The sequence below is a fragment of the Streptomyces sp. Xyl84 genome (assembly GCF_059731885.1).
Map to the genome: position 1 here is coordinate 2316518 of NZ_AP029182.1, position 22643 is coordinate 2339160.

Genomic DNA, 22643 nt, shown 5'->3' on the forward strand with positions numbered 1-22643 from the left:
CGTCGCACGTCAGCTCGTCGGCTCGTCGTACGCCAGCACCTCGCACGTCCGCACCTGGTTCCGCGTTCTCGCAGTTCTGCCCGGACGGCTCACCCCGCGTCCGGATCTCCCCCCTGGCCGCGCGACCCGTGGCCACGCAGAAGGAGTCAGTGTTGAGTAGCAGCAGCTCTCGCAGACGCACCTCCCACACCACCCACCGCCGGGCCGCGGGCATCGCCCTGGCCGGTGTCGCCGCGCTGATCGCCACGGCCGCCCAGTCGGGCGCCGCCAGTGCGGCCCCCGCGCAGGCGCCGCAGGCCGGCCGGCTCAACCCGGCCCACGTCGCCGTGAAGCTCACGCCCTCACAGCGGGCCGAGCTGATCCGCGACGCCGACGGCAGCAAGGCCCGCACGGCGAAGGATTTGGGCCTCGGCGCCCAGGAGCAGCTGGTCGTCAAGGACGTCGTCAAGGACGCCGACGGCACCGTGCACACCCGCTACGAGCGGACCTACGCGGGTCTGCCGGTCCTCGGCGGCGACCTGGTCGTCGACACCGCGAAGTCGGGGAAGACCGAGCGGGTGCTCAAGGCCACCGGCGCGGCCGTCAAGGTCCGCAGCCTGACCCCGGGCGTGTCGAAGGCGACGGCCGAGAAGCAGGCGGTGCAGCGGGCCCGGACGCTCGGCAGCACCAAGGCCTCGGTGGACCAGTCCTCGCGCAAGGTGATCTGGGCGGCGAACGGCACGCCGGTGCTGGCGTACGAGACGGTGATCGGCGGCTTCCAGGACGACGGGACCCCGAACCAGCTGCACGTCGTCACCGACGCGAACACGGGCAAGGAGCTGTACCGGTACCAGGGCGTCGAGACCGGCGTCGGCAACACCCAGTACAGCGGCCAGGTCGCGCTGACGACGACCCAGTCGGGTTCGACGTACACGCTGAACGACGGGGCGCGCGGCGGCCACAAGACGTACAACCTCAACCGCGGCACGTCCGGCACCGGCACCCTGTTCTCGCAGTCCAGTGACACCTGGGGCAACGGGACGACGTCGAACGCGGCCACCGCCGCCGCCGACGCCCACTACGGCGCCGCGGTCACCTGGGACTTCTACAAGAACACCTTCGGCCGCAACGGCATCCGCGACGACGGCGCGGCGGCCTACTCCCGGGTCCACTACGGCAACTCGTACGTGAACGCCTTCTGGGACGACAGCTGCTTCTGCATGACCTACGGCGACGGCTCGGGCAACGCCGACCCGCTGACCGCGCTCGACGTGGCCGGGCACGAGATGAGCCACGGCGTCACCTCCAACACCGCGGGGCTCAACTACAGCGGCGAGTCCGGCGGCCTGAACGAGGCCACCTCGGACATCTTCGGCACGGGTGTCGAGTGGTACGCCAACAACGCCACCGACAAGGGCGACTACCTCATCGGTGAGAAGATCGACATCAACGGCGACGGCACCCCGCTGCGCTACATGGACAAGCCCAGCAAGGACGGCGCCTCCGCCGACTCCTGGTACTCGGGCGTGGGCAGCAAGGACGTGCACTACTCGTCCGGCATCGCCAACCACTTCTTCTACCTGCTGAGCGAGGGCAGCGGCGCCAAGGTCGTCAACGGCGTCAGCTACGACTCGCCCACCGCGGACGGGCTGCCCGTCACCGGCATCGGCCGGGACAAGGCGCTGCAGATCTGGTACAAGGCGCTGACGACGAAGTTCACGTCCACCACCAACTACGCCGCGGCCCGCACCGGCACGCTCGCGGCGGCCGGTGAGCTGTACGGCACCTCCAGCGCCGAGTACAAGGCCGTGCAGGACGCCTGGGCGGCGGTCGCGGTCGGTTCGCGCTCCGGCGGCGGCGACCCGGGCGGCGGCGGCACCTCGTTCGAGAACACCTCGAACGTGAACATCCCGGACTACGGTTCGGCGGTCACCTCGTCCATCACGGTCACCGGGCGCAGCGGCAACGCGCCCTCCAACCTCCAGGTCTCGGTGGACATCGTCCACACCTGGAGCGGTGACCTCCAGATCGACCTGGTCGCCCCCAACGGGTCGACGTACCGCCTCAAGAGCAGCGGCTACGACCCGACGCCCGACGTGCACGCGACCTACACGGTCAACGCCTCCTCGTCGGCCGCCAACGGGACCTGGAAGCTGCGCGTCCAGGACCAGGGCCCGCAGGACACCGGCTACATCGACGGCTGGAAGCTGACCTTCCCGTAGAGCCGGCGCGGGGCCGCCCGGCGAGGACCTCGGGTCGTCGCCGGGGGCCCGACTCCCCCGAGGACAGGGCGCCGTTCCGGAGGCGGAACACCCGGGGCGGCGCCCGTTCACACTGCCGAAACACGAATCGGACAGTCAACTTTCGGCCAACATCACCTCGGGGTCCTGACATGTACGCGTCCTTGATGTCACTCTCTCTCCACCCGCCGCACGAGCACAGCAACCGACCTCCCGTCCGGCCGGCACCCCCACGCCGGCCGGGCCCCCCACATAAGGAGCTTGTGTGACTCCCCGCCCTCTGCGTCACAAGCGCACCACGCTGGCCCTCGCCACCGCCGTCGCCGCCGGAGCACTCCTCAGCACCGGCCTGACCAGCGTCGCCTCGGCCCAGACCCCGGCCGGCACCGCGGACCGGACCACCCTCGCCGCCGCGCCCACCTCGCTCACCGCCGCCGCCCGCACCTCCCTGCTCCAGCAGGCGCAGGCCGGCTCGGCCGGCACCGCCCGGCAGATAGGCCTCGGCGCCCAGGAGAAGCTGGTCGCCAAGGACGTCGTCAAGGACGCCGACGGCACGGTGCACACCCGCTACGAGCGCACCTACGCCGGCCTGCCGGTCCTCGGCGGCGACCTGATCGTCCACACCTCCAAGGCCGGGAAGACCGAAGGCGTCACCAAGGCCACCGGCGCGGCCATCAAGGTCGCCTCGCTCACCCCGAAGGTCGCCGCCGCCAAGGCCGAGGCGCAGGCCGTGTCCCTCGCCAAGGACGCCGGTTCCGCGCAGACCGCCGCCGACCAGGCCCCGCGCAAGGTCATCTGGGCGGGCAGCGGCAAGCCCGTCCTCGCCTACGAGACCGTCGTCGGCGGCCTCCAGGACGACGGCACCCCCAACGAGCTGCACGTCATCACCGACGCCGCCACCGGCAAGAAGCTCTACGAGTACCAGGGCATCGAGAACGCGACCGGCTCCGGCAAGACGCTGTACTCGGGCACCGTCAGCCTGACCACCAACCTGTCGGGCTCGACGTACCAGCTGTACGACACCACGCGCGGCGGTCACAAGACGTACAACCTGGCCCGCAAGACCAGCGGCACCGGCACCCTGTTCACCGACGCGGACAACGTGTGGGGCACCGGCACCGCCTCCAGCTCCTCCTCCGACCAGACGGCCGCGGCCGACGCCGCCTACGGCGCGCAGGAGACCTGGGACTTCTACAAGAACACCTTCGGCCGCAACGGCATCAAGAACAACGGCGTGGGCGCCTACTCCCGCGTCCACTACAGCAGCAACTACGTCAACGCGTTCTGGGACGACAGCTGCTTCTGCATGACCTACGGCGACGGCTCGGGCAACACCCACCCGCTGACCGCGCTGGACGTCGCCGGGCACGAGATGAGCCACGGCGTCACCTCCAACACCGCGGGGCTCAACTACTCGGGCGAGTCGGGCGGCCTGAACGAGGCCACCTCCGACATCTTCGGCACCGGCGTCGAGTGGTACGCCAACAACGCCACCGACAAGGGCGACTACCTCATCGGTGAGAAGATCAACATCAACGGCGACGGCACCCCGCTGCGCTACATGGACAAGCCCAGCAAGGACGGCGCCTCCGCCGACTACTGGTCCTCCACGGTCGGCAACAAGGACGTGCACTACTCGTCCGGCGTCGCCAACCACTTCTTCTACCTGCTGGCCGAGGGCAGCGGCGCGAAGACGATCAACGGCGTGAGCTACAACTCGCCGACGTCCAACGGCTCCACGGTCACCGGCATCGGCCGGGACAAGGCGCTGCAGATCTGGTACAAGGCGCTGACCACGTACATGACGTCGACCACCAACTACAAGGCCGCCCGCACGGCGACCCTGAACGCGGCGTCGGCCCTGTACGGCTCCTCCAGCGCCGAGTACCAGGCGGTCGCGGCGGCCTGGTCCGGGGTCAACGTGAACTGATCCGGCGGCGCGACGCGACGGGCGGCACCCGGGAGGACCACTCCCCCGGGTGCCGCCCTACGCTTGGGTCCCATGTCTTCGGAGGACTTCACCTACGAGGAGGTCGGCGCGACCCGCGAGCGGGGCCACTGCCCGCCCGGCTTCCACCCCCTGCACGTGCGCACCCGCATCGGCGAGGGCGAGGCGGTCTTCCGGCGCGCCGCCGAGGCCGTCCTCACCTGGGAACTGCACCGCGCGGTGGGTGTCGGCATCGACACGGCCGCGGCCCGCGCCGCCCCCGGCGCCGACGTCACCGTCACCCTGGCCGGGATGATCAAGGCCCCCTGCCGGATCGTCTGGACCCTCGAGGAGCCCCGCCGCGCCGGCTGGGCCTACGGCACCCTGCCCGGCCACCCCGAGACCGGCGAGGAGTCCTTCGTCGTGGACCGCACCGGCGACGGCACGGTCTGGCTGACCGTGACCGCCTTCAGCCGCCCCGCCAAGTGGTACGCCCGCGCGGGCGGCCCGGCGGCCCGCGGCTTCCAGCACGCCTACGCCCGCCGCTGCGGCACGGTGCTGCGCCGCCTGTGCGCCGGCCTGGGCGACGGCACCTGACCCGGCGGCGCGCCGTCCCGCCCGGCCGGCGGCGCGGCCCCGCCGCCGGCCCACCACAGTGACGGGCAACCCTCTGCCGGCCCGCCCGTGCCCCGCCCGGGCGGTCAGCGCAGCAGCACCCCCGCCCCGTCGCCCGCGTCCTGAGCCGGTACGGTCACCAGGCCCAGCTCGGCGTGCGAGGCGAGCAGGCGGTGGTCGGGCAGGATGCGGACCGTGTAGCCGTAGGGCCCGGTGCGGTCCAGGGAGAGCGGACCCTCGTACACCCAGCGGCCGTCCGGATCGGGGGCGCCCGCCGGTTTCAGCGGGACCGCGGTGGCGTCCGTGATGCGGTCCTCCTCGTCGACCCGCCCCGAGACGGCCTGCACCTGGACGTCCTCCGGACCCAGCCCGCCCAGCCCGACCCGTACCCGCAGGCCCAGCGTGGAGCCGAGTTCGGCGGTGGCCGTCGACGGCGGCCCGTCCGTGCGCCCGGCCGGCGGGCAGGACGTCTCCACGTGGTCCACCGTCACCTCGTGCCAGGCCGCCCGCACCCGCGCCTTCCAGGCCGCCAGCTCCCGCGCCGCGTCCGCGTCCAGGGCGCGGTGGGCGTGCGCGGCCGGGGTGTACAGGCGCTCCACGTACTCCCGGACCATCCGCCCGGCCAGCACCTTCGGGCCCAGCAGGGTCAGGGTCCTGCGGACCATCTCGATCCAGCGGTCGGGCAGCCCGGCCCGGCCCCGCTCGTAGAAGCGGGGCGTGATGCGCCGCTCCAGCAGCTCGTACAGCGCCGCCGCCTCCACGTCGTCGCGGTGGTCGGCCTCCTCGCCCGCCGTCACCGGGCCCGCGGCGCCGCCGTCCGCGGTCGGGACCGCCCAGCCGAAGTCGGGCTGGTACCACTCGTCCCACCAGCCGTCCAGCACCGAGAGGTTGAGGCAGCCGTTGAGGGCCGCCTTCATGCCGGAGGTGCCGCACGCCTCCAGCGGGCGCAGCGGGTTGTTCAGCCACACGTCGCAGCCCTGGTAGAGCTTCTGCGCCATCGCCATGCCGTAGTCCGGCAGGAAGACGATCCGGTGGCGTACGCGCGGGTCGTCGGCGAAGCGGACCAGTTCCTGGACGAGCCGCTTGCCGCCGTCGTCCGCCGGGTGCGCCTTGCCCGCGACCACGATCTGCACCGGCCGCTCGGGGTGCAGCAGCAGGTCCATCAGCCGGTCCCGGTCGCGCAGCATCAGCGTCAGCCGCTTGTACGACGGGACCCGGCGCGCGAACCCGATGGTGAGCACCTCGGGGTCCAGGACGCCGTCGACCCAGCCCAGCTCGGCCGGGCCCGCGCCGCGCTGGCGCCACGCTGCCGCCACCCGCCGGCGCACCTCGGTGACCAGCTGCTCGCGCAGCTCGCGGCGCAGCTCCCAGATGTCCTCGTCGGGGATGTCGGCCACCGAGTCCCAGCGGTCGGAGCCGCCCACGGACAGCGCGTCCTCGGCGCGCTGCGCGCCGATCTGCCGGGCGCCGAGCCGGAACACCTCCGGGGCCACCCAGGTCGGGGCGTGCACGCCGTTGGTGACCGAGGTGATCGGCACCTCCTCGGGGCCGAAGCCCGGCCACAGCCCGGCGAACATCTCCCGGCTGACCCTGCCGTGCAGCAGGGACACCCCGTTGGCGCGCTGGGCGAGCCTGAGCCCCATCACCGCCATGTTGAACAGGTTGGGCTCGCCGCCCGGGTAGGTCTCCATGCCCAGCCGCAGGATGCGCTCGACGTCGATGCCGGGCAGCTCGGCGTCGGGTCCGAAGTGGCGGGCGACCAGTTCCCGGTCGAAGCGGTCGATGCCGGCCGGGACGGGCGTGTGGGTGGTGAAGACCGTCCCCGCGCGCACCGCCTCCAGGGCCGCGTCGAAGTCGAGACCCCGCTCGCCCAGCTCGGCGATCCGCTCCAGGCCGAGGAACCCCGCGTGTCCCTCGTTCGTGTGGAAGACCTCCGGCTCGGGGTGCCCGGTGAGCCGGCAGTACGTCCGCACCGCACGCACCCCTCCTATGCCCAGCAGCATCTCCTGCAGCAGCCGGTGCTCGCTGCCTCCCCCGTACAGCCGGTCGGTCACCTGGCGCTCGCCGAGGTCGTTCTCCTCGACGTCGGAGTCCAGCATCAGCAGCGGGATCCGGCCAACCTGGGCCAGCCAGATCCGGGCGTGCAGGGCCTTGCCGCGGGGCAGCGCGAGCGACACCCTGGCAGGGCTGCCGTCGGCCTCGCGCACCTGGGTGACGGGCAGCTCGTTGGGGTCGAGGACCGGATAGTGCTCCTGCTGCCAGCCGTCCCGGGACAGGGACTGCCGGAAGTAGCCGTGCCGGTACAGCAGCCCGACGCCGATCAGGGGAACGCCCAGGTCACTGGCGGCCTTGAGGTGGTCGCCCGCGAGGATGCCGAGGCCGCCGGAGTACTGCGGCAGGGCGGCGGTGACGCCGAACTCGGGCGAGAAGTAGGCGACGCCCGCGGGCAGCCCGGCGGGCTGCGCCTGGTACCAGCGGTCGCCGGTCACGTAGTCGTGCAGGTCGTCGGCGGCGGCGGTCAGCCGGCGCAGGAAGCGGCGGTCGGCCGCCAGCTCGGCCAGCCGGGCCGGGGAGACGCCGCCCAGCAGGCGGACCGGGTCGCCGCCGGCGGCGGCCCACTGCTCCGGGTCGGCGGACTGGAAGAGGTCACGCGTCTCCGCATGCCACGACCAGCGCAGATTGCGGGCCAGCTCGCTGAGGGGTCGTAGGGGCTCAGGGAGAACGGGACGGACGGTGAACCGACGGATCGCCTTCACATTCCACCTCGGCGCGTTCGCTGATGGACGCACGGCACGGTGCGCTTCGCCGGCAGGACGCACGGCACTGTGCGCCCCGTCACACAGCACCGTACCCGCGGGGGCGCGGGTGCCGCTGGGGGCTGCACCGCCGGGTGGACCAAGACAAGGCCAACTTTGTGTGTGGACATACACGCGAGTAGTTAACAAAGTCCCGGATTGCTCACCCGAAGAGGGTGGGAAGGCTCCTGCGGTACACCCCACAGTGGAACCCCGCAGGACCAACCTCCCCACGGATATCCGCCCACACCCTCGTTGACGCGGACAGGAGCGGTCATGCCCGCCACGCACCACCACTCGGCACCACCCCCGGCCCACGGCACCAAGGGCACGCGCCGGCCACGCGCCGGGGCCCCGACCGACCCGGCCGCCCGGCCGGGCGACGCGGCAGCGCCCGGCGCGGCCGCCCCGCCCCCGGGGCCCTCTCGGGCGCCGGAGGCCACCGCCGTCGGCCGGATCCCCGTCCTCGACGTCCGGCCGCTCGTCCAGCACGGCCGCAGGCCCGCCAAGGCGGTGACCGGTGAGTCGTTCGAGATCTCGGCCACCGTGTTCCGCGAGGGCCACGACGCCGTCGCGGCGAACGTGGTCCTGCGCGATCCCGGGGGCCGCCCGGGCCCGTGGACGCCGATGCGGGAGCTGGCGCCGGGCACCGACCGCTGGGGCGCCACGGTGACCGCCGGGGAGCCGGGCCGCTGGACGTACACCGTCGAGGCCTGGGCGGACCCGGTCACCACCTGGCGCCGGCACGCGCGGATCAAGATCCCGGCGGGCCTCGACACCGAGCTGGTGCTGGCGGAGGGCGCCCTGCTGTACGGGCGGGCCGCCGCCGGCGTGCCCGAGGGGCCGCAGCGGGAGACGGTGCTCGCGGCCGAGGCGGCGCTGCGGGACCCGGACCGGCCGGCCGCTTCCCGGCTGGCGGCGGCGCTGACGCCGGAGGTGGACGCGGTCCTGGCCCGCCACCCGCTGCGCGAGCTGGTCACCGCCGGCGACCCGCTGCCCCTCCAGGTCGAACGCGAACGCGCCCTCTACGGCGCCTGGTACGAGTTCTTCCCCCGCTCCGAAGGCACCCCCCAACAGCCCCACGGCACCTTCCGCACCGCCGAACGCCGCCTGCCCGCCATCGCCGCCATGGGCTTCGACGTCGTCTACCTCCCCCCCATCCACCCCATCGGCACCACCCACCGCAAAGGCCGCAACAACACCCTCACCGCCACCCCCGACGACGTCGGCGTGCCCTGGGCGATCGGCTCCCCCGAAGGCGGCCACGACACCGTCCACCCCGCCCTGGGCACCCTGGCGGACTTCGACCACTTCGTGCACCGGGCCGGCGAACTCGGTCTGGAGATCGCCCTCGACCTCGCCCTGCAGTGCTCCCCCGACCACCCCTGGGTCCACAAACACCCCCAGTGGTTCCACCACCGCCCCGACGGCACCATCGCCCACGCCGAGAACCCGCCCAAGAAGTACCAGGACATCTACCCCCTCGCCTTCGACGCCGACATGGACGGACTGGTCACCGAGACCCTGCGCGTCCTGCGGCACTGGATGGACCACGGCGTGCGCATCTTCCGCGTCGACAACCCCCACACCAAACCCGTCGTCTTCTGGGAACGCGTCATCGGCGAGATCAACACCACCGACCCCGACGTCGTCTTCCTCGCCGAGGCCTTCACCCGCCCCGCGATGATGCACACCCTCGCCCAGGTCGGCTTCCAGCAGTCCTACACCTACTTCACCTGGCGCAACACCAAACAGGAACTCACCGACTACCTCACCGAACTCACCGGCGAGGCGGCCGCCTACATGCGGCCCAACCTGTTCACCAACACCCCCGACATCCTGCACGCCTACCTCCAGCACGGCGGCCGCCCCGCCTTCGAGGTCCGCGCCGTCCTCGCCGCCACCCTCTCCCCGGCCTGGGGCATCTACAGCGGCTACGAACTCTGCGAGAACACCCCCCTCAAAGAAGGCGCCGAGGAATACCTCGACTCCGAGAAATACCAGCTCAAACCCCGCGACTGGACCACCGCCGAACGCGAGGGCCGCACCATCACCCCCCTCATCACCCGCCTCAACGACATCCGCCGCCGCAGCCCTGCCCTGCACCAACTGCGCGACCTGCACTTCCACCACGCCGACAAGGACGAGGTGATCGTCTACTCCAAGCGCAGCGGATCGAACACGGTGGTGGTGGTCGCCAACCTCGACCCGCACCACACCCAGGAGGCCACGGTCTCGTTGGACATGCCGCAACTCGGCCTGGAATGGCACGAGTCGGTGCCGGTGCGCGACGAGCTGACCGGCGAGACCTATCACTGGGGCAGGGCCAACTATGTGCGACTCGAACCGGGCCACAGGCCCGCGCACATCCTCACCGTCCTGCGACCGTCCACCCCGCAGATCGGAGGGTCACCCACAACATGATCGTCAACGAGCCCGTCCCGGACACCTTCGAGGACACCCCTGCCAAGGACCGCGACCCGGAGTGGTTCAAACGTGCCGTCTTCTACGAGGTCCTGGTCCGTTCCTTCCAGGACAGCAACGGTGACGGCATCGGCGACCTCAAGGGCCTGACCGCCAAACTGGACTACCTCCAGTGGCTCGGCGTGGACTGCCTGTGGCTGCCGCCGTTCTTCAAATCCCCGCTCAGAGACGGCGGTTACGACGTCTCCGACTACACCGCCGTACTGCCCGACTTCGGCGACCTCGCCGACTTCGTCGAATTCGTCGACGCCGCCCACCAGCGCGGCATGCGCGTCATCATCGACTTCGTCATGAACCACACCAGCGACCAGCACCCGTGGTTCCAGGAATCGCGCAAGGACCCCGACGGACCCTACGGCGACTACTACGTCTGGGCCGACGACGACAAGCAGTACCAGGACGCCCGCATCATCTTCGTCGACACCGAGGCGTCGAACTGGACGTACGACCCGGTACGCAAGCAGTACTACTGGCACCGCTTCTTCTCGCACCAGCCGGACCTGAACTACGAGAACCCGGCCGTGCAGGAGGAGATGATCTCCGCGCTGAAGTTCTGGCTGGACCTCGGCATCGACGGGTTCCGCCTGGACGCGGTGCCGTACCTGTACCAGCAGGAGGGCACCAACTGCGAGAACCTGCCCGCGACCCACCAGTTCCTCAAGCGGGTGCGCAAGGAGATCGACACCCAGTACCCGGACACGGTGCTGCTGGCCGAGGCGAACCAGTGGCCGGAGGACGTCGTCGACTACTTCGGCGACTACAGCGCCGGCGGCGACGAGTGCCACATGGCCTTCCACTTCCCCGTCATGCCGCGCATCTTCATGGCCGTGCGCAGGGAATCGCGCTACCCGGTCTCCGAGATCCTCGCCAAGACCCCGGCCATCCCCGCCAACTGCCAGTGGGGCATCTTCCTGCGCAACCACGACGAACTGACCCTGGAGATGGTCACCGACGAAGAGCGCGACTACATGTACGCGGAGTACGCCAAGGACCCGCGCATGCGCGCCAACATCGGCATCCGCCGCCGCCTCGCACCCCTGCTCGACAACGACCGCAACCAGATCGAGCTCTTCACCGCCCTGCTCCTGTCCCTGCCCGGCAGCCCGATCCTCTACTACGGCGACGAGATCGGCATGGGCGACAACATCTGGCTCGGCGACCGCGACGCCGTACGCACCCCCATGCAGTGGACCCCCGACCGCAACGCCGGCTTCTCCTCCAGCGACCCCGGCCGCCTCTACCTCCCCACGATCATGGACCCGGTCTACGGCTACCAGGTCACCAACGTCGAGGCCTCCATGTCCTCCCCCTCGTCGCTGCTGCACTGGACCCGCCGCATGATCGAGATCCGCAAGCAGAACCCCGCCTTCGGCCTCGGCACCTACACCGAACTCCCCTCCTCGAACGCGGCCGTCCTCGCCTTCCTGCGCGAGTACGACGACGACCTGGTGCTGTGCGTGCACAACTTCTCCCGCTTCGCCCAGCCGACCGAGCTGGACCTCAGCTCGTTCATCGGGCGGCATCCCGTCGAGCTGTTCGGCGGGGTGCGCTTCCCGGCCATCGGGGAGCTGCCGTACCTGCTGACCCTGGCGGGCCACGGCTTCTACTGGTTCCGGCTCCGCAGGGACGCCGCTGCTTAGGGCTCCGGACAAAAGCGGCGCCCGTCTCGCGGCGTCCCTCTTGTCCGCAGCTCGGAGCGTGCCGGCGGGCGGGACGGTTTCCCCGCCCCGCCCGTGGGCACGCGTGAGACACACCCGACCAGCGATTGGACGCGACGCCATGTCGGAAGCCATGTCGCAAGCCGTCACACGCTCTGTCACCGCCGGCAGCGCCGGTCTCCTCGCGTCCCTGGACCCGCTGCTGCGCGAGTGGCTGCCCCGCCAGCGCTGGTTCGCGGGCAAGGGCCGCCCGGTCACGGGATTCTCCCTGGTCGCGGCCACCGAGCTGCTCCCCTCCGACGCCAAGCTGGGCCTGCACCACCTGCTCGTCCGCGCCCACCAGCCGCTCTCCCCCGTGCCGGGCAGCGGTGTCCCGCACCCCGGGGACTGCTACCAGCTGCTCATAGGCGTGCGCGAGGCGCTGCCCCCGAGACTGGCGCCCGCGCTGATCGGTCACGTCCACGACGGCCCGCTCGCCGGGCGCACCGTGTACGACGCCCTGCACGACCCCCGGCCCGCCGAGGTGCTCCTGGAGGCCCTGCGCACCCAGGCGCGCATCGGCGGGCTGCGTTTCGAGCGGCGCGAGGAGATACGCCCCGACCTGGTGCCGCGCATGGTGACCGCCGAGCAGTCCAACTCGTCGGTGATCTACGGAGACACGTTCATCCTGAAACTGCTGCGCCGGGTCCTGCCCGGCGTGAACCCCGATCTCGAACTGCCGCTGGCGCTGGCCCGCGAGGGCTGCCCCCGGGTGCCGGCACCGGCCGCCTGGATGACCGCGGAGGTGGGGGACACGGGCGACGACTCCTACGTCCTCGGGGTGCTCCAGCCCTTCGTGCGGGGAGCGTCGGACGGCTGGGAACTGGCCCTGCGCGAGCTGGCCAAGGGCGAGGACTTCACCGCCGAGGCGCGGGCGCTGGGCCGTGCCACCGCCGAGGTGCACACGGCGCTGGCCCGCGCGCTGCCCACGGTCAGCCTGGCCCACCTCCAGCTCCAGTCGCTGGTCGACGGCATGGCCGAACGGCTGGAGGCGGCGGCCCAGGCGGTGCCCGCGCTCCGGCCGTACGCCCCCGGCCTGCACTCCGCCTACGAGGCGCTGGCCGGCCTGGCCGCCGAGGGCCACACCTGGACCGCCCAGCGCATCCACGGCGACCTGCACCTGGGGCAGTGCCTGCGCTCCCCCTCCGGTCAGTGGTCGCTGATCGACTTCGAGGGCGAACCGGCCAGGCCGCTCGCCGAGCGGCGGATGGCCCAGCCCGTGGTGCGGGACGTCGCCGGAATGCTGCGTTCCTTCGACTACGCGGCGCACTCGGCGGGCGGCCCGCCCGCGCCCCGGTGGGCGGCCGCCTGCCGGGCCGCGTACTGCACCGGGTACGCCGAGGCCGGGGGCCGCGACCCGCGCACCGACCCCGTGCTGCTGCGGGCCTACGAGACCGACAAGGCGGTGTACGAGGTCCTGTACGAGGCCCGGCACCGCCCGGACTGGCTGCCCGTGCCGCTGGCGGCGGTGCGCCGCCTGGCCATGGGCGCCCAGCCCGTCTGACCCGGCCGCCCGCCGGGGGCACCACCGTCCGCCACCGTCCTGCCCCGATCCTTCGCCGAGGAGGCCCCGCCCGTGACTGCCCGTCCCCCCTCCAGTGGTCCGGACCCGAAGCAGCCGCCCGAGGCCGCCGCGAAGAAGGCCCCCGCCGAGAAGACCCCGGCCAAGAAGGCCCCGGCCAAGAAGACGGCAGCCGAGAAAGCGGCAGCCAGGACCGCGGCCGAGAAAGCGGCGGCCGAGAAGACAGCATCCGAGAAGACGACAGCCAGAACCGCGACCAAGAAGACCGCGACCAAGAAGGCAGCGGCCGAGAAAGCGGCGCCCGCGAAGACCCCGGCCCGGAAGACGACGGCGAAGACGACGGCGGTGAAGAAGGCGACGGCCGAAAAGGCGGTGGCGAAGAGGACCGCGGCCGAGGAAACCGCACCGCGGAAGACCGCCGCGCCCCCGCCGGAGGTCTCCCCCGCCCTCGCCATGGCGGACCGCGAGCGGCTGCTCGCCGGTACGCACCACGACCCGCACTCCGTGCTCGGCGCGCACCCCGTGCCCGGGGGTGTCGCCGTGCGGGTGTTCCGGCCGTACGCCCTCGGCGTCGCCGTCCTCGCCGGCGACCTCCAGGTGGAGCTGCGGCACGACGGTGAGGGCTTCTTCTCGGGACTGCTGCCGCTGCGGGACGTACCGGAGTACCGGCTGGAGGTGGCGTACGAGGGCACGGTGCAGCGCACCGAGGACGCGTACCGTTTCCTGCCCGCCCTCGGCGAGCTGGACCTGCACCTGATCGGCGAGGGCCGGCACGAGGAGCTGTGGCGGGCGCTCGGCGCGCACCCGACGACGCACCAGGGGGTGGCCGGGACCCGCTTCGCGGTGTGGGCGCCCGACGCGCGCGGCGTGCGGGTGGCCGGTGGCTTCAACTTCTGGGACGGCACCGCGTACCCGATGCGCTCGCTGGGCGGCACGGGCGTGTGGGAGCTGTTCGTGCCCGGCATCGGCGAGGGCGAGCTGTACAAGTTCGAGATCACCCGGCCGGACGGTTCCAGGACGCTGCGCGCCGATCCGCTGGCCCGCCGCACCGAGGTGCCGCCGGCCACCTCGTCCGTCGTGCACGCCTCGCACCACGAGTGGAGCGACCAGGAGTGGCTGGCCCGGCGGGCGCGGCGGCCCGCGCACGAGGCGCCGCTCTCGGTGTACGAGGTCCACCTGCCCTCCTGGCGGCCGGGCCTGACCTACCGCGACCTGGCCGAGCAGCTGCCCGCGTACGTCAAGGACCTGGGCTTCACGCACGTGGAGCTGATGCCGGTCGCCGAGCACCCCTTCGGCGGCTCCTGGGGCTACCAGGTCACCGGCTTCTACGCGCCCACCGCGCGCCTGGGCACCCCGGACGACTTCAAGTACCTGGTGGACGCGCTGCACCGGGCGGGCATCGGCGTGATCATGGACTGGGTGCCGGCGCACTTCCCGCGCGACGCGTGGGCACTGGCCGAGTTCGACGGGCGCCCGCTGTACGAGCACTCCGACCCGCTGCGCGCGGCCCACCCCGACTGGGGCACCCTGGAGTTCGACTTCGGCCGCCGCGAGGTGCGCAACTTCCTGGTCGCCAACGCCGTCTACTGGTGCGAGGAGTTCCACATCGACGGGCTGCGCGTGGACGCGGTGGCCTCCATGCTCTACCTGGACTACTCGCGCGAGCCCGGCCGGTGGACGCCGAACGAGCACGGCGGGCGGGAGAACCTGGACGCGGTCGCCTTCCTCCAGGAGATGAACGCCACCGTGTACCGGCGGGTGCCGGGCGTGGTGACCATCGCTGAGGAGTCCACGGCCTGGGACGGGGTCACCCGGGCCACCCACCACCGGGGTCCGAGCGGCTTCGGCGGCCTGGGTTTCGGGCTGAAGTGGAACATGGGCTGGATGCACGACTCGCTCCAGTACATGAGCCACGAACCCGTGCACCGCGCCTACCACCACGGCGAGATGACGTTCTCCATGGTGTACGCGTACAGCGAGAACTACGTGCTGCCGATCTCCCACGACGAGGTGGTGCACGGCAAGGGCTCGCTGGTCTCGAAGATGCCCGGCGACTGGTGGCAGCAGCGCGCGAACCTGCGCGCCTACCTGGCCTTCATGTGGTCCCACCCCGGCAAGCAACTCCTGTTCATGGGACAGGAGTTCGCCCAGGGCTCGGAGTGGTCGGAGGTGCGCGGCCCGGACTGGTGGCTGCTCGACCCGTCCTACGGCGCCGCCGCCGACCACCGGGGGGTGCTGGACCTGGTCCGCGACCTCAACTCCGTCTACCGCGCCACCCCCGCCCTGTGGGAGCGGGACGTCCATCCCGACGGGTTCGAGTGGATCGTGGGGGACGCGGCCGACGACAACGTCCTGGCGTTCCTGCGCCGCGACGCGGACGGCACCCCGCTGCTGGCGGTGTCGAACTTCGCCCCGGTCGTCCGCCACGACTACCGCCTGGGCGTCCCCGACGACGTGCCCGCCTGGCGGGAGGCGGTCAACACGGACGCGGCCCGCTACGGCGGCAGCGACGTCGTCCGCCCCGACCCGGTCAAGCCGGACCCCCAGGGGTGGCACGGCCGCCCGGCGAGCATCCGGCTGACCCTGCCACCCCTGGCGACGGTGTGGCTGCGCCCGGCGTGAGGGGCCCCGCGCCCGGCGGCCCCGTCACGCCGCGGACGCCCGTCACCGCGTGAACGCCTCCGCCAGCGCCGGCGGCAGCGCCCCCGTGTGCAGCACGCCCAGCCGCTGGGTCGCCCGGGTCAGGGCCACGTACAGGTCGCTCGTGCCGTAGCGGGCCGGCTCGACGACCAGTACGGAGTCGAACTCCAGGCCCTTGGCCTGGCGCGGGTCGAGCAGGACGACCGTGTGCGTCAGGTCGGGCTCCGCGCCCGCGGTGACCCCGTCCAGCCGGGCGGCCAGGCGGCGGTGCAGGTCGCGCGGGGCGATGACGGCGAGCCGGCCCTCCTCGGGGGTGAGTTCGGCGACGGCCTTCCCGACCGCGCCGGGCAGGTCGTCGGTGGCGCGGACCCAGGGCCGTACGCCCGTGGAACGCACCGAGCTGGGCGGCTCGAAGCCGGGATGCTCGGCGCGGACCACGGCCGCCGCCACGTCCATGATCTCGGCGGGCGTGCGGTAGTTGACGCCGAGCCGGGTGTGCTCGAAGCGGTCCTCGACGTACGGCCGGAGGATGTCCTCCCAGGAGCCGACACCGGCCGCCTCGGCCGTCTGCGCGGGGTCGCCCACCAGGGTCATGGAACGGGTCGGGCTGCGCCGCATCAGCAGCCGCCACGCCATCGGCGACAGCTCCTGCGCCTCGTCGACGATGATGTGCCCGAACGCCCAGGTGCGGTCGGCCGCCGCACGCTCGGCGGCGCTGCGGTGGTCGTCCTCCTCCTGGCGTTCGGCGAACCGCTCGGCGTCGATGATGTCGTGCGCGGACAGGACCTCGGAGTCCTCCTCGTGCTTGTCGTCGAACTCGTAGGTCCGCGAGGCGTACGACACGTCGAGCACGCCCTGCGCGTACGCCACCTGCGTCTCGCGCTCGCGTTCGGCGCGGGCGCGGGCGAGGCGGTCGTCCTCGCCGAGCAGTTCGGCGGCCTCGTCGAGCAGCGGCACGTCGGCGACGGTCCAGGCCCGGGTGACCGGGCGGCGGACGGCGTCGGCGTCCTCCTCGGACACGTACCCCTCCGGTGCGGCCAGGAAGTCCGCGACCAGCCGCTGCGGGGTCAGCCGCGGCCACAGCCGGTCGACGGCGGACCAGACCTCGGGGTTCTCGGCGAGTTCGTCGCGGATCTGGGTGATGTCGCTCGCGTCGAGGAGGTTGGAGCCGTCGTAGGGGTCGGTGCCGATGCGCTCGGCGACCATGTCGGTGAGGGTGTTGAGGATGTGGCCCTCGAAGTGCTCGCGGGCCGCGTTGTGCGGCAGCTTCGCGGCGCGCGTGCGCTCGCGGGCGACCCGCACGAGACCGTCGTCGAGCATCAGGACCTCGCGGTCGTGCTCGATGGCGATGACCGGGTCGGGCAGCGCCTGGCGGTCGCGTACGACGGCGGCGAGCACGTCGGCCATGTCGGCGCGGCCCTTGACGGCAGCCGCCTCGGGGGTGTCCTGGGCGGTCGCCCGCACGCCGGGGAACAGCTCGCCGACGGTCGCGAGCAGCACGCCCGTCTCACCGAGCGAGGGCAGTACCTCGCCGATGTAGCCGAGGAACGCCGGGTTCGGGCCGACGATCAGCACGGCCCTGCGGGCGAGCAGTTCCCGGTGCTCGTAGAGCAGGTAGGCGGCCCGGTGCAGTGCGACGGCGGTCTTGCCGGTGCCGGGGCCGCCCTCGACCACCAGCACGCCGCGGTGCGGGGCGCGGATGATGCGGTCCTGGTCGGCCTGGATGGTGCGCACGATGTCGCCCATCCGGCCGGTGCGCGCGGAGTTCAGGGCGGCGAGCAGCACGGCGTCGCCGGCCGGGTCCTCGTGGCCGGTGCGGGTGGCGTCACCGAGGTCGAGGATCTCGTCGTGCAGGGCGGTGACCCGGCGGCCCTCGCCGGCGATGTGCCGTCGGCGGCGCAGGCCCATCGGGGTGTGCCCGGTGGCCAGGTAGAACGGGCGGGCCACGGCGGCCCGCCAGTCGATCAGGACGGGCGTGCGCTCGGCGTCGTCGGCCCGCAGTCCGACCCGGCCGATGTGATGGGTGACGCCGTCGGTCAGGTCGATCCGCCCGAAGCAGAGCGAGCCGTCCACGGAATTCAGCGCGGCGAGCAGCCCCGAGCGCTCGGCGACGAGGATGTCCCGCTCCAGCCGGGCCTGCATGGGCGTGTTGCCCTGGGCGAGGGCGTCCGTGACGGCGGCCTCGGTGTCACCGCGCAGCGCGTCGACGCGTGCGTACAGCCCGTCGATGAATTCCTGTTCCTGTCGCAATTCATCGTCGGAGAATCCGGTGTTTGACAATTCCGCTCCCGCCCGCATATACTGTGGTCACTGGACTTCTCCGCGACCACATTCTTCGTGAAGTCGCGAACCACCGAATATACGCAAAGAAATCCCCCGGACGCAATTGCCCGGGGGATTTCTTTCGTCGGGGCGGCTGGGTCACAGCACGTCGGACAGCTCCTCCAGCAGCCGCCGCCTGGGCCGCGCGCCGACCATGGACCGCACCGGCTCGCCGTCCTTGAAGACCATGAGGGTGGGCGTGCCCAGCACGCCGTACCTGATCGTCGTCGCCGGGTTGCGGTCCACGTCCAGCTGGACGATCTTCAGCCGCTCGCCCTGCTCGGCGGCGACGGCCGCGAGGACCGGCGCGAGCTGCCGGCACGGCCCGCACCACTCGGCCGTGAACTGCACCAGCACGGGCAGGTCCGACCCGAGGACCTCCGTCGCGAAGTCGTCGTCGCCCACGTCCCCGACACCTTCCACCTGCTTGATCACCGCTCGTGCCCTCCCAGCTCGCACACGGGTTCCGGGCCCCCCGGAACCAGCGACTCGGCGGCCAGCTCCTGCCGCGCCCGCTCCGCACGCGCCAACTGGCCGGCGACCTGCGCGCGCACCGCCCGCAGCTCCCCGATCAGCGCGTCCAGCTCGTCCAGCTTGCGCCGGTAGACCAGGAGCGAGGCCGGGCAGGAGTCGCCCTCCGGGTGCCCGGCGCGCAGGCACTCCACGAAGGGCCGCGTCTCCTCCAGGTCGAACCCGAAGTCCCGCAGCGTCCTGATCTGCCGCAGCAGCCGCAGGTCCCGCTCGTCGTAGGTGCGGTGGCCCTGGGCGTCCCGCCGCGCGGGCAGCAGCCCGCGCGACTCGTAGTACCGCAGCGCCCGCGTGGTGGTCCCGGCCCGTTCGGCCAGCTCGCCGATTCGCATGACCTCGACGGTACGGGTTGACGTCGGCGTCAAGGCAAGGACGGACGGGCGGAGGGGCGGACGGCCCGCTCAGACCGGGACGCCCGCCGAGTGCTCCACCTCCAGCAGGGAGGCGCTGTGGCGTTCCTCCTCGAAGGCCCTGCGTCCGCCGCGCAGGCCGAAGAGGCGCTTGGCGAGGGCGATGTAGAGGACGGCGAGGATGTTGAGGGTCAGGGTGGCGATCTTCACCGCGCTGACGTGCTCGGTGAGTTCGTAGACCTCCAGCGGGAGGAAGGCGGCGGTGGCGACCACCGTCAGGTACTCCGCCCAGCGCTTGGCGTACCAGAGGCCGACGGCCTCGACGATCTCGATCAGCGCGTAGGCCAGCAGCAGCCCGGCCACCAGCAGCAGGGTGGAGTGCTTGTAGCCGAAGGTCTTCTGGATGGTGCCGACGACCGGCGAGTGGTCGAGGTCGTAGTGGAAGTGCCGGAAGACGGGGCGGAAGACGTCCAGGTACTCGTTGAAGAGGCGGCGCACCGCGTCCTGGCTGTTGCTGAACCGCCAGACCGCGACGGCGACCAGGACGATGAACACCCCGCGCACGACCCGCTCCAGGGCCAGGAAGCGCAGGATGAACAGGTCCCGCAGCACCTTGCCGCGCGGCACCAGCGGCGCGTCGGCGGCCGGCCCCGAGCCGTGCGGCTCGCCGAGCACGAAGTCACCGCAGCGCAGGCAGCGCCAGACCTCGCCGAGGGCGGTGTCGGCGTGCAGCCGGATGCGCAGCCGGGGGTCGTCGGGCGCGTACGTCACATGGCCCTTGCGCGCGCAGGTGCGCCGGTCCCAGTCGATCGCCATCCCCCGTTGCCTCCGTCTGTGTCTGTGTGCCGCTGCGTCCGTGCGTCCGCGCGGTCTTTGTGTCCGCGCCGTTGCGCGGCCGTGCCGCGCCGGTCGATCCGGCACGGCACGGCACGGTAGTGCATCGCGGTGAGAGCTGCGAACGAAAGGGGAGGCCGCGAGCCGGGCGCCCCTTTTGTTCACAGCTCCTGGAGACGCCGGCCAGGGGCGTTTCAGTTCACGGCGCTGCCGGCCGGCTCCCTGGTCTCGTCCGCCGCCTCCGTCGTACGGCCGGTGCCGCGCGGCAGCAGCAGGGCCACCGCGAGGGTGCCGACGCCGAGGACGACGGCGCCCACCAGGCTGGTGTGGGAGACGGCGTCGGCGAAGGAGGAGCCGACGGCGTCCTTCATCTGCCGGGCGCCCTGGGCGAGCTGCCCGGCCTGGGCCTTCAGCTGGGCGGCCTGGTGGGGGTCGGTCGTCTGCGCGGCCTGCGCGGCGAGGTGCCGGGCCTTGTCGCCGATGCCCTGGGCGACGGCGTATCCGGCACCCACCGAGTCCTGGGCGGTGGCCAGCGCGCTCGCCGGGAGCTTGCTGCCCGTGGTGGCGTCGGCGAGGTGACCGGAGTACGAGGTCGACAGGAGGGATCCGAGGATCGCGATGCCGAGCGAGCCGCCCAGTTCGATCGAGGTGTCGTTGACGGCGCCGCCGACCCCCAGCTCGGGCTCCGGGAAGGCACCCATGATCGCGTCGGTGCAGGGCGAGAGGGCGAGGCCGATGGCCAGGCCGAGGACGATCAGCGGCGCCACGAACGAGCCGTAGGAGGACGAGCCGTCGACCTGGGTGAGCAGGGCCAGGGCGACGGTGCCGCCGACCATGCCCGCGGTGACGGTCCACTTCATGCCGACGCGCGGGGTGAGGTAGCCGGTCAGGGCCGACCCGGCGAAGACCGCGCCGGCCAGCGGCAGCATGCGCACGCCGGTGGCGAGGGCGTCGTAGCCGAGGACGAACTGGAGGTGCTGGGTGAGGTAGTAGAAGGCGCCGAAGACGGCCAGGAAGAACAGGGCGACGGCGAGGTTGGAACCGGCGAAGCGGCGGCTGGTGAAGCGGCGCACGTCGAGGATGGGGCGCGGGTGGCGCAGTTCCCACAGGACGAAGGCCAGCAGGCCGGCGCCCGCGACGACGGCGGCGGTGACCGCCTTGACGTCCCAGCCGAAGTGAGGCCCCTCGATGATCATGTAGACCAGCGAGCCGGTCCACAGCACGGACAGCAGACCGCCGACGTAGTCGATGCGGTGGTCGCCGTCCTCGGGCCGGGCCGCCCTGGACGGCGGGACGAGGACGAAGGCGGCGACCAGAGCGACGGCGGCGATCGGCACGTTGATCAGGAAGGTCGAGGCCCAGCCGTGGTTCCTGAGCAGCGCGCCGGCGACGACCGGGCCCGCGGCGATGGCGAGGCCCGCGGTGGCGGTCCACAGGGTGATGGCCTTGGCGCGTTCGGCGCGCGGGAAGGTCGCGGCCAGCAGGGACAGCGTGGCCGGCATGATCAGGGCGGCGCCGACGCCCATGACGGCGCGGGCGGCGATGACGGTCGCGGCGCTGCCGGCCAGCGAGCCGAAGACCGCCCCGCCGCCGAAGACGATCAGTCCGAGGACGAGGGCGCCGCGCCGGCTGTACTTGTCGCCTATCGCGCCGAGCAGCAGCATCAGCGCCGCGTAGGGGACGGTGTAGCCGTCGATCACCCATTGCAGGTCGGCGCCGGACAGGCCCAGGTCGCGGGTCATGTCGGGCGCGGCGACGGTGAGGGCGGTGTTGGCCATCACGATGATCAGCAGGCTCAGGCAGAGCACCAGGAGCGCCCACCAGCGCCGGGCGTAGGGGCGGTCCGTCCTCTCGACCGGTTCGGTCATGACGAGTCGCATGGCAGGGGTCGCCTTCCTCGGGTGCGCGTCGGAACGTGGAACGTGCGCGTGGAGCTACTTGCACAGCGGTGTGCATTTGCACAACCATGTGCAATGTACGTCGTTGCACAGTGCTGTGCAAGTCGCGAGGAAGGCACAATGGCAGCCATGACCACGGGTAACACCACGCGCGCGGACGCAAACCGGCGTCGCATCCTCGACGTCGCCCTCGCCGAGCTGCTGCGCGACCCCGACGCGTCCATGGACCAGATCGCGCGCGCCGCGGGTGTCGTACGGCGCACGGTGTACGGGCACTTCCCCAGCCGCGAGGCCCTGATCAGCACGCTCGTCGACGACGCCGTGCAGGTGCTGGCCGACGCGCACGCGCGGGGGCGCGAGGGCGTCGAGGACCCGGCGGAGGCGCTGGCGCGTTCGGTGCTGGCGATCTGGCCGATCGCGGACCGCTACCGGCTGCTGGTGGCGCTCGCCCAGCGCACCGTGACCATGGAGGGCATCCGGGAGCGTCTGGCCCCGGTCCGCAGCAGTTGCGCGGACCTGCTCCAGCGCGGGGTCGAGCGGGGTGCGTTCAGCTCCCCGCTGCCCGCGCCCGCGCTCGCCCACGTGCACGAGCAGATCCTGTTCGCGCTGATGGAGGCCGTCAACGACGGGCTGCTGGACGCCCGCGAGGCCGGCTCCTCGGCCGCCGTCACGGTGCTCACGTCGGCCGGGGTGCCGGCCTCACTGGCGGGGGCACTGGTGTCGAAGCTCGGCGGCTGAACGGAAAGGCCCCCGGCGGGCGGGACGCGAAGAGCCGAGCGGCCGGGCCCACGGGGGAGAGCCTCGGCCGCTCG

General features: G+C 72.3%; 14 protein-coding genes. 8 read left to right on the top strand and 6 right to left on the bottom strand.

Features of this window, described 5'->3' with window-relative positions; all coding sequences use genetic code 11:
* Nucleotides 1-152 precede the first annotated feature (152 nt).
* The 3 genes from AC6I72_RS09830 (at nt 153) to AC6I72_RS09840 (ending at nt 4743) form a co-directional block, all read left to right on the top strand.
* Nucleotides 153-2201 (top strand): M4 family metallopeptidase, encoded by a 2049-nt coding sequence (locus AC6I72_RS09830; RefSeq protein WP_498000449.1) that lies wholly within the window; start codon nt 153-155, stop codon nt 2199-2201.
* Between the two features lie 283 nt (nt 2202-2484).
* Complete coding sequence (locus AC6I72_RS09835) at nt 2485-4149, top strand: M4 family metallopeptidase (protein WP_498000450.1); 1665 nt, start codon at nt 2485-2487, stop codon at nt 4147-4149.
* Between the two features lie 72 nt (nt 4150-4221).
* Nucleotides 4222-4743: a DUF1990 domain-containing protein gene (locus AC6I72_RS09840; RefSeq protein WP_366725519.1), complete on the top strand. Its 522-nt coding sequence runs from the start codon at nt 4222-4224 to the stop codon at nt 4741-4743.
* 104 nt (nt 4744-4847) lie between these two features.
* Here AC6I72_RS09840 and AC6I72_RS09845 read toward each other — a convergent pair whose 3' ends face one another.
* Nucleotides 4848-7517, bottom strand: a complete 2670-nt coding sequence (locus AC6I72_RS09845; RefSeq protein WP_498000451.1) for a glycosyltransferase family 1 protein — start codon at nt 7515-7517, stop codon at nt 4848-4850.
* A 315-nt stretch (nt 7518-7832) separates the two neighbouring features.
* Between AC6I72_RS09845 and AC6I72_RS09850 the strand changes: the two genes are divergently transcribed.
* From AC6I72_RS09850 to glgB, 4 genes are all read left to right on the top strand, one after another.
* Nucleotides 7833-9980: an alpha-1,4-glucan--maltose-1-phosphate maltosyltransferase gene (locus AC6I72_RS09850; RefSeq protein ID WP_498000452.1), complete on the top strand. Its 2148-nt coding sequence runs from the start codon at nt 7833-7835 to the stop codon at nt 9978-9980.
* Nucleotides 9977-11680, top strand: coding sequence for a maltose alpha-D-glucosyltransferase (gene treS, locus AC6I72_RS09855; protein ID WP_498000453.1), 1704 nt, complete (start codon nt 9977-9979; stop codon nt 11678-11680). The genes AC6I72_RS09850 and treS overlap by 4 nt, the downstream gene beginning before the upstream one ends.
* A gap of 151 nt (nt 11681-11831) precedes the next feature.
* A complete protein-coding gene (locus tag AC6I72_RS09860) occupies nt 11832-13241 on the top strand; it encodes a maltokinase N-terminal cap-like domain-containing protein (RefSeq protein ID WP_498000454.1) in 1410 nt (469 codons plus the stop codon).
* A gap of 72 nt (nt 13242-13313) precedes the next feature.
* Nucleotides 13314-15881 (top strand): 1,4-alpha-glucan branching enzyme, encoded by a 2568-nt coding sequence (gene glgB, locus AC6I72_RS09865; protein WP_498000455.1) that lies wholly within the window; start codon nt 13314-13316, stop codon nt 15879-15881.
* 42 nt (nt 15882-15923) lie between these two features.
* On the opposite strand, the gene AC6I72_RS09870 is transcribed toward glgB, so the two are convergent.
* The 5 genes from AC6I72_RS09870 to AC6I72_RS09890 form a co-directional block, all read right to left on the bottom strand.
* Complete coding sequence (locus tag AC6I72_RS09870; RefSeq protein WP_498000456.1) at nt 15924-18197, bottom strand: HelD family protein; 2274 nt, start codon at nt 18195-18197, stop codon at nt 15924-15926.
* Between the two features lie 123 nt (nt 18198-18320).
* Entirely contained in the window at nt 18321-18653 is a 333-nt protein-coding gene (gene trxA, locus AC6I72_RS09875) for a thioredoxin (RefSeq protein WP_498004635.1), read from the bottom strand.
* Nucleotides 18653-19081, bottom strand: coding sequence for a MerR family transcriptional regulator (locus AC6I72_RS09880; RefSeq protein WP_498000457.1), 429 nt, complete (start codon nt 19079-19081; stop codon nt 18653-18655). The genes trxA and AC6I72_RS09880 overlap by 1 nt, the downstream gene beginning before the upstream one ends.
* Before the next feature lie 69 nt (nt 19082-19150).
* On the bottom strand, nt 19151-19915 hold the full coding sequence (locus AC6I72_RS09885; protein WP_037851709.1) for a DUF2127 domain-containing protein: 765 nt from the start codon (nt 19913-19915) through the stop codon (nt 19151-19153).
* Nucleotides 19916-20127: 212 nt separating this feature from the next.
* Nucleotides 20128-21813 (bottom strand): MFS transporter, encoded by a 1686-nt coding sequence (locus tag AC6I72_RS09890; protein WP_498000458.1) that lies wholly within the window; start codon nt 21811-21813, stop codon nt 20128-20130.
* 138 nt (nt 21814-21951) lie between these two features.
* On the opposite strand from AC6I72_RS09890, the gene AC6I72_RS09895 reads away from it, so the two are divergent.
* Nucleotides 21952-22569, top strand: a complete 618-nt coding sequence (locus AC6I72_RS09895) for a TetR/AcrR family transcriptional regulator (RefSeq protein WP_498000459.1) — start codon at nt 21952-21954, stop codon at nt 22567-22569.
* Nucleotides 22570-22643 lie beyond the last annotated feature (74 nt).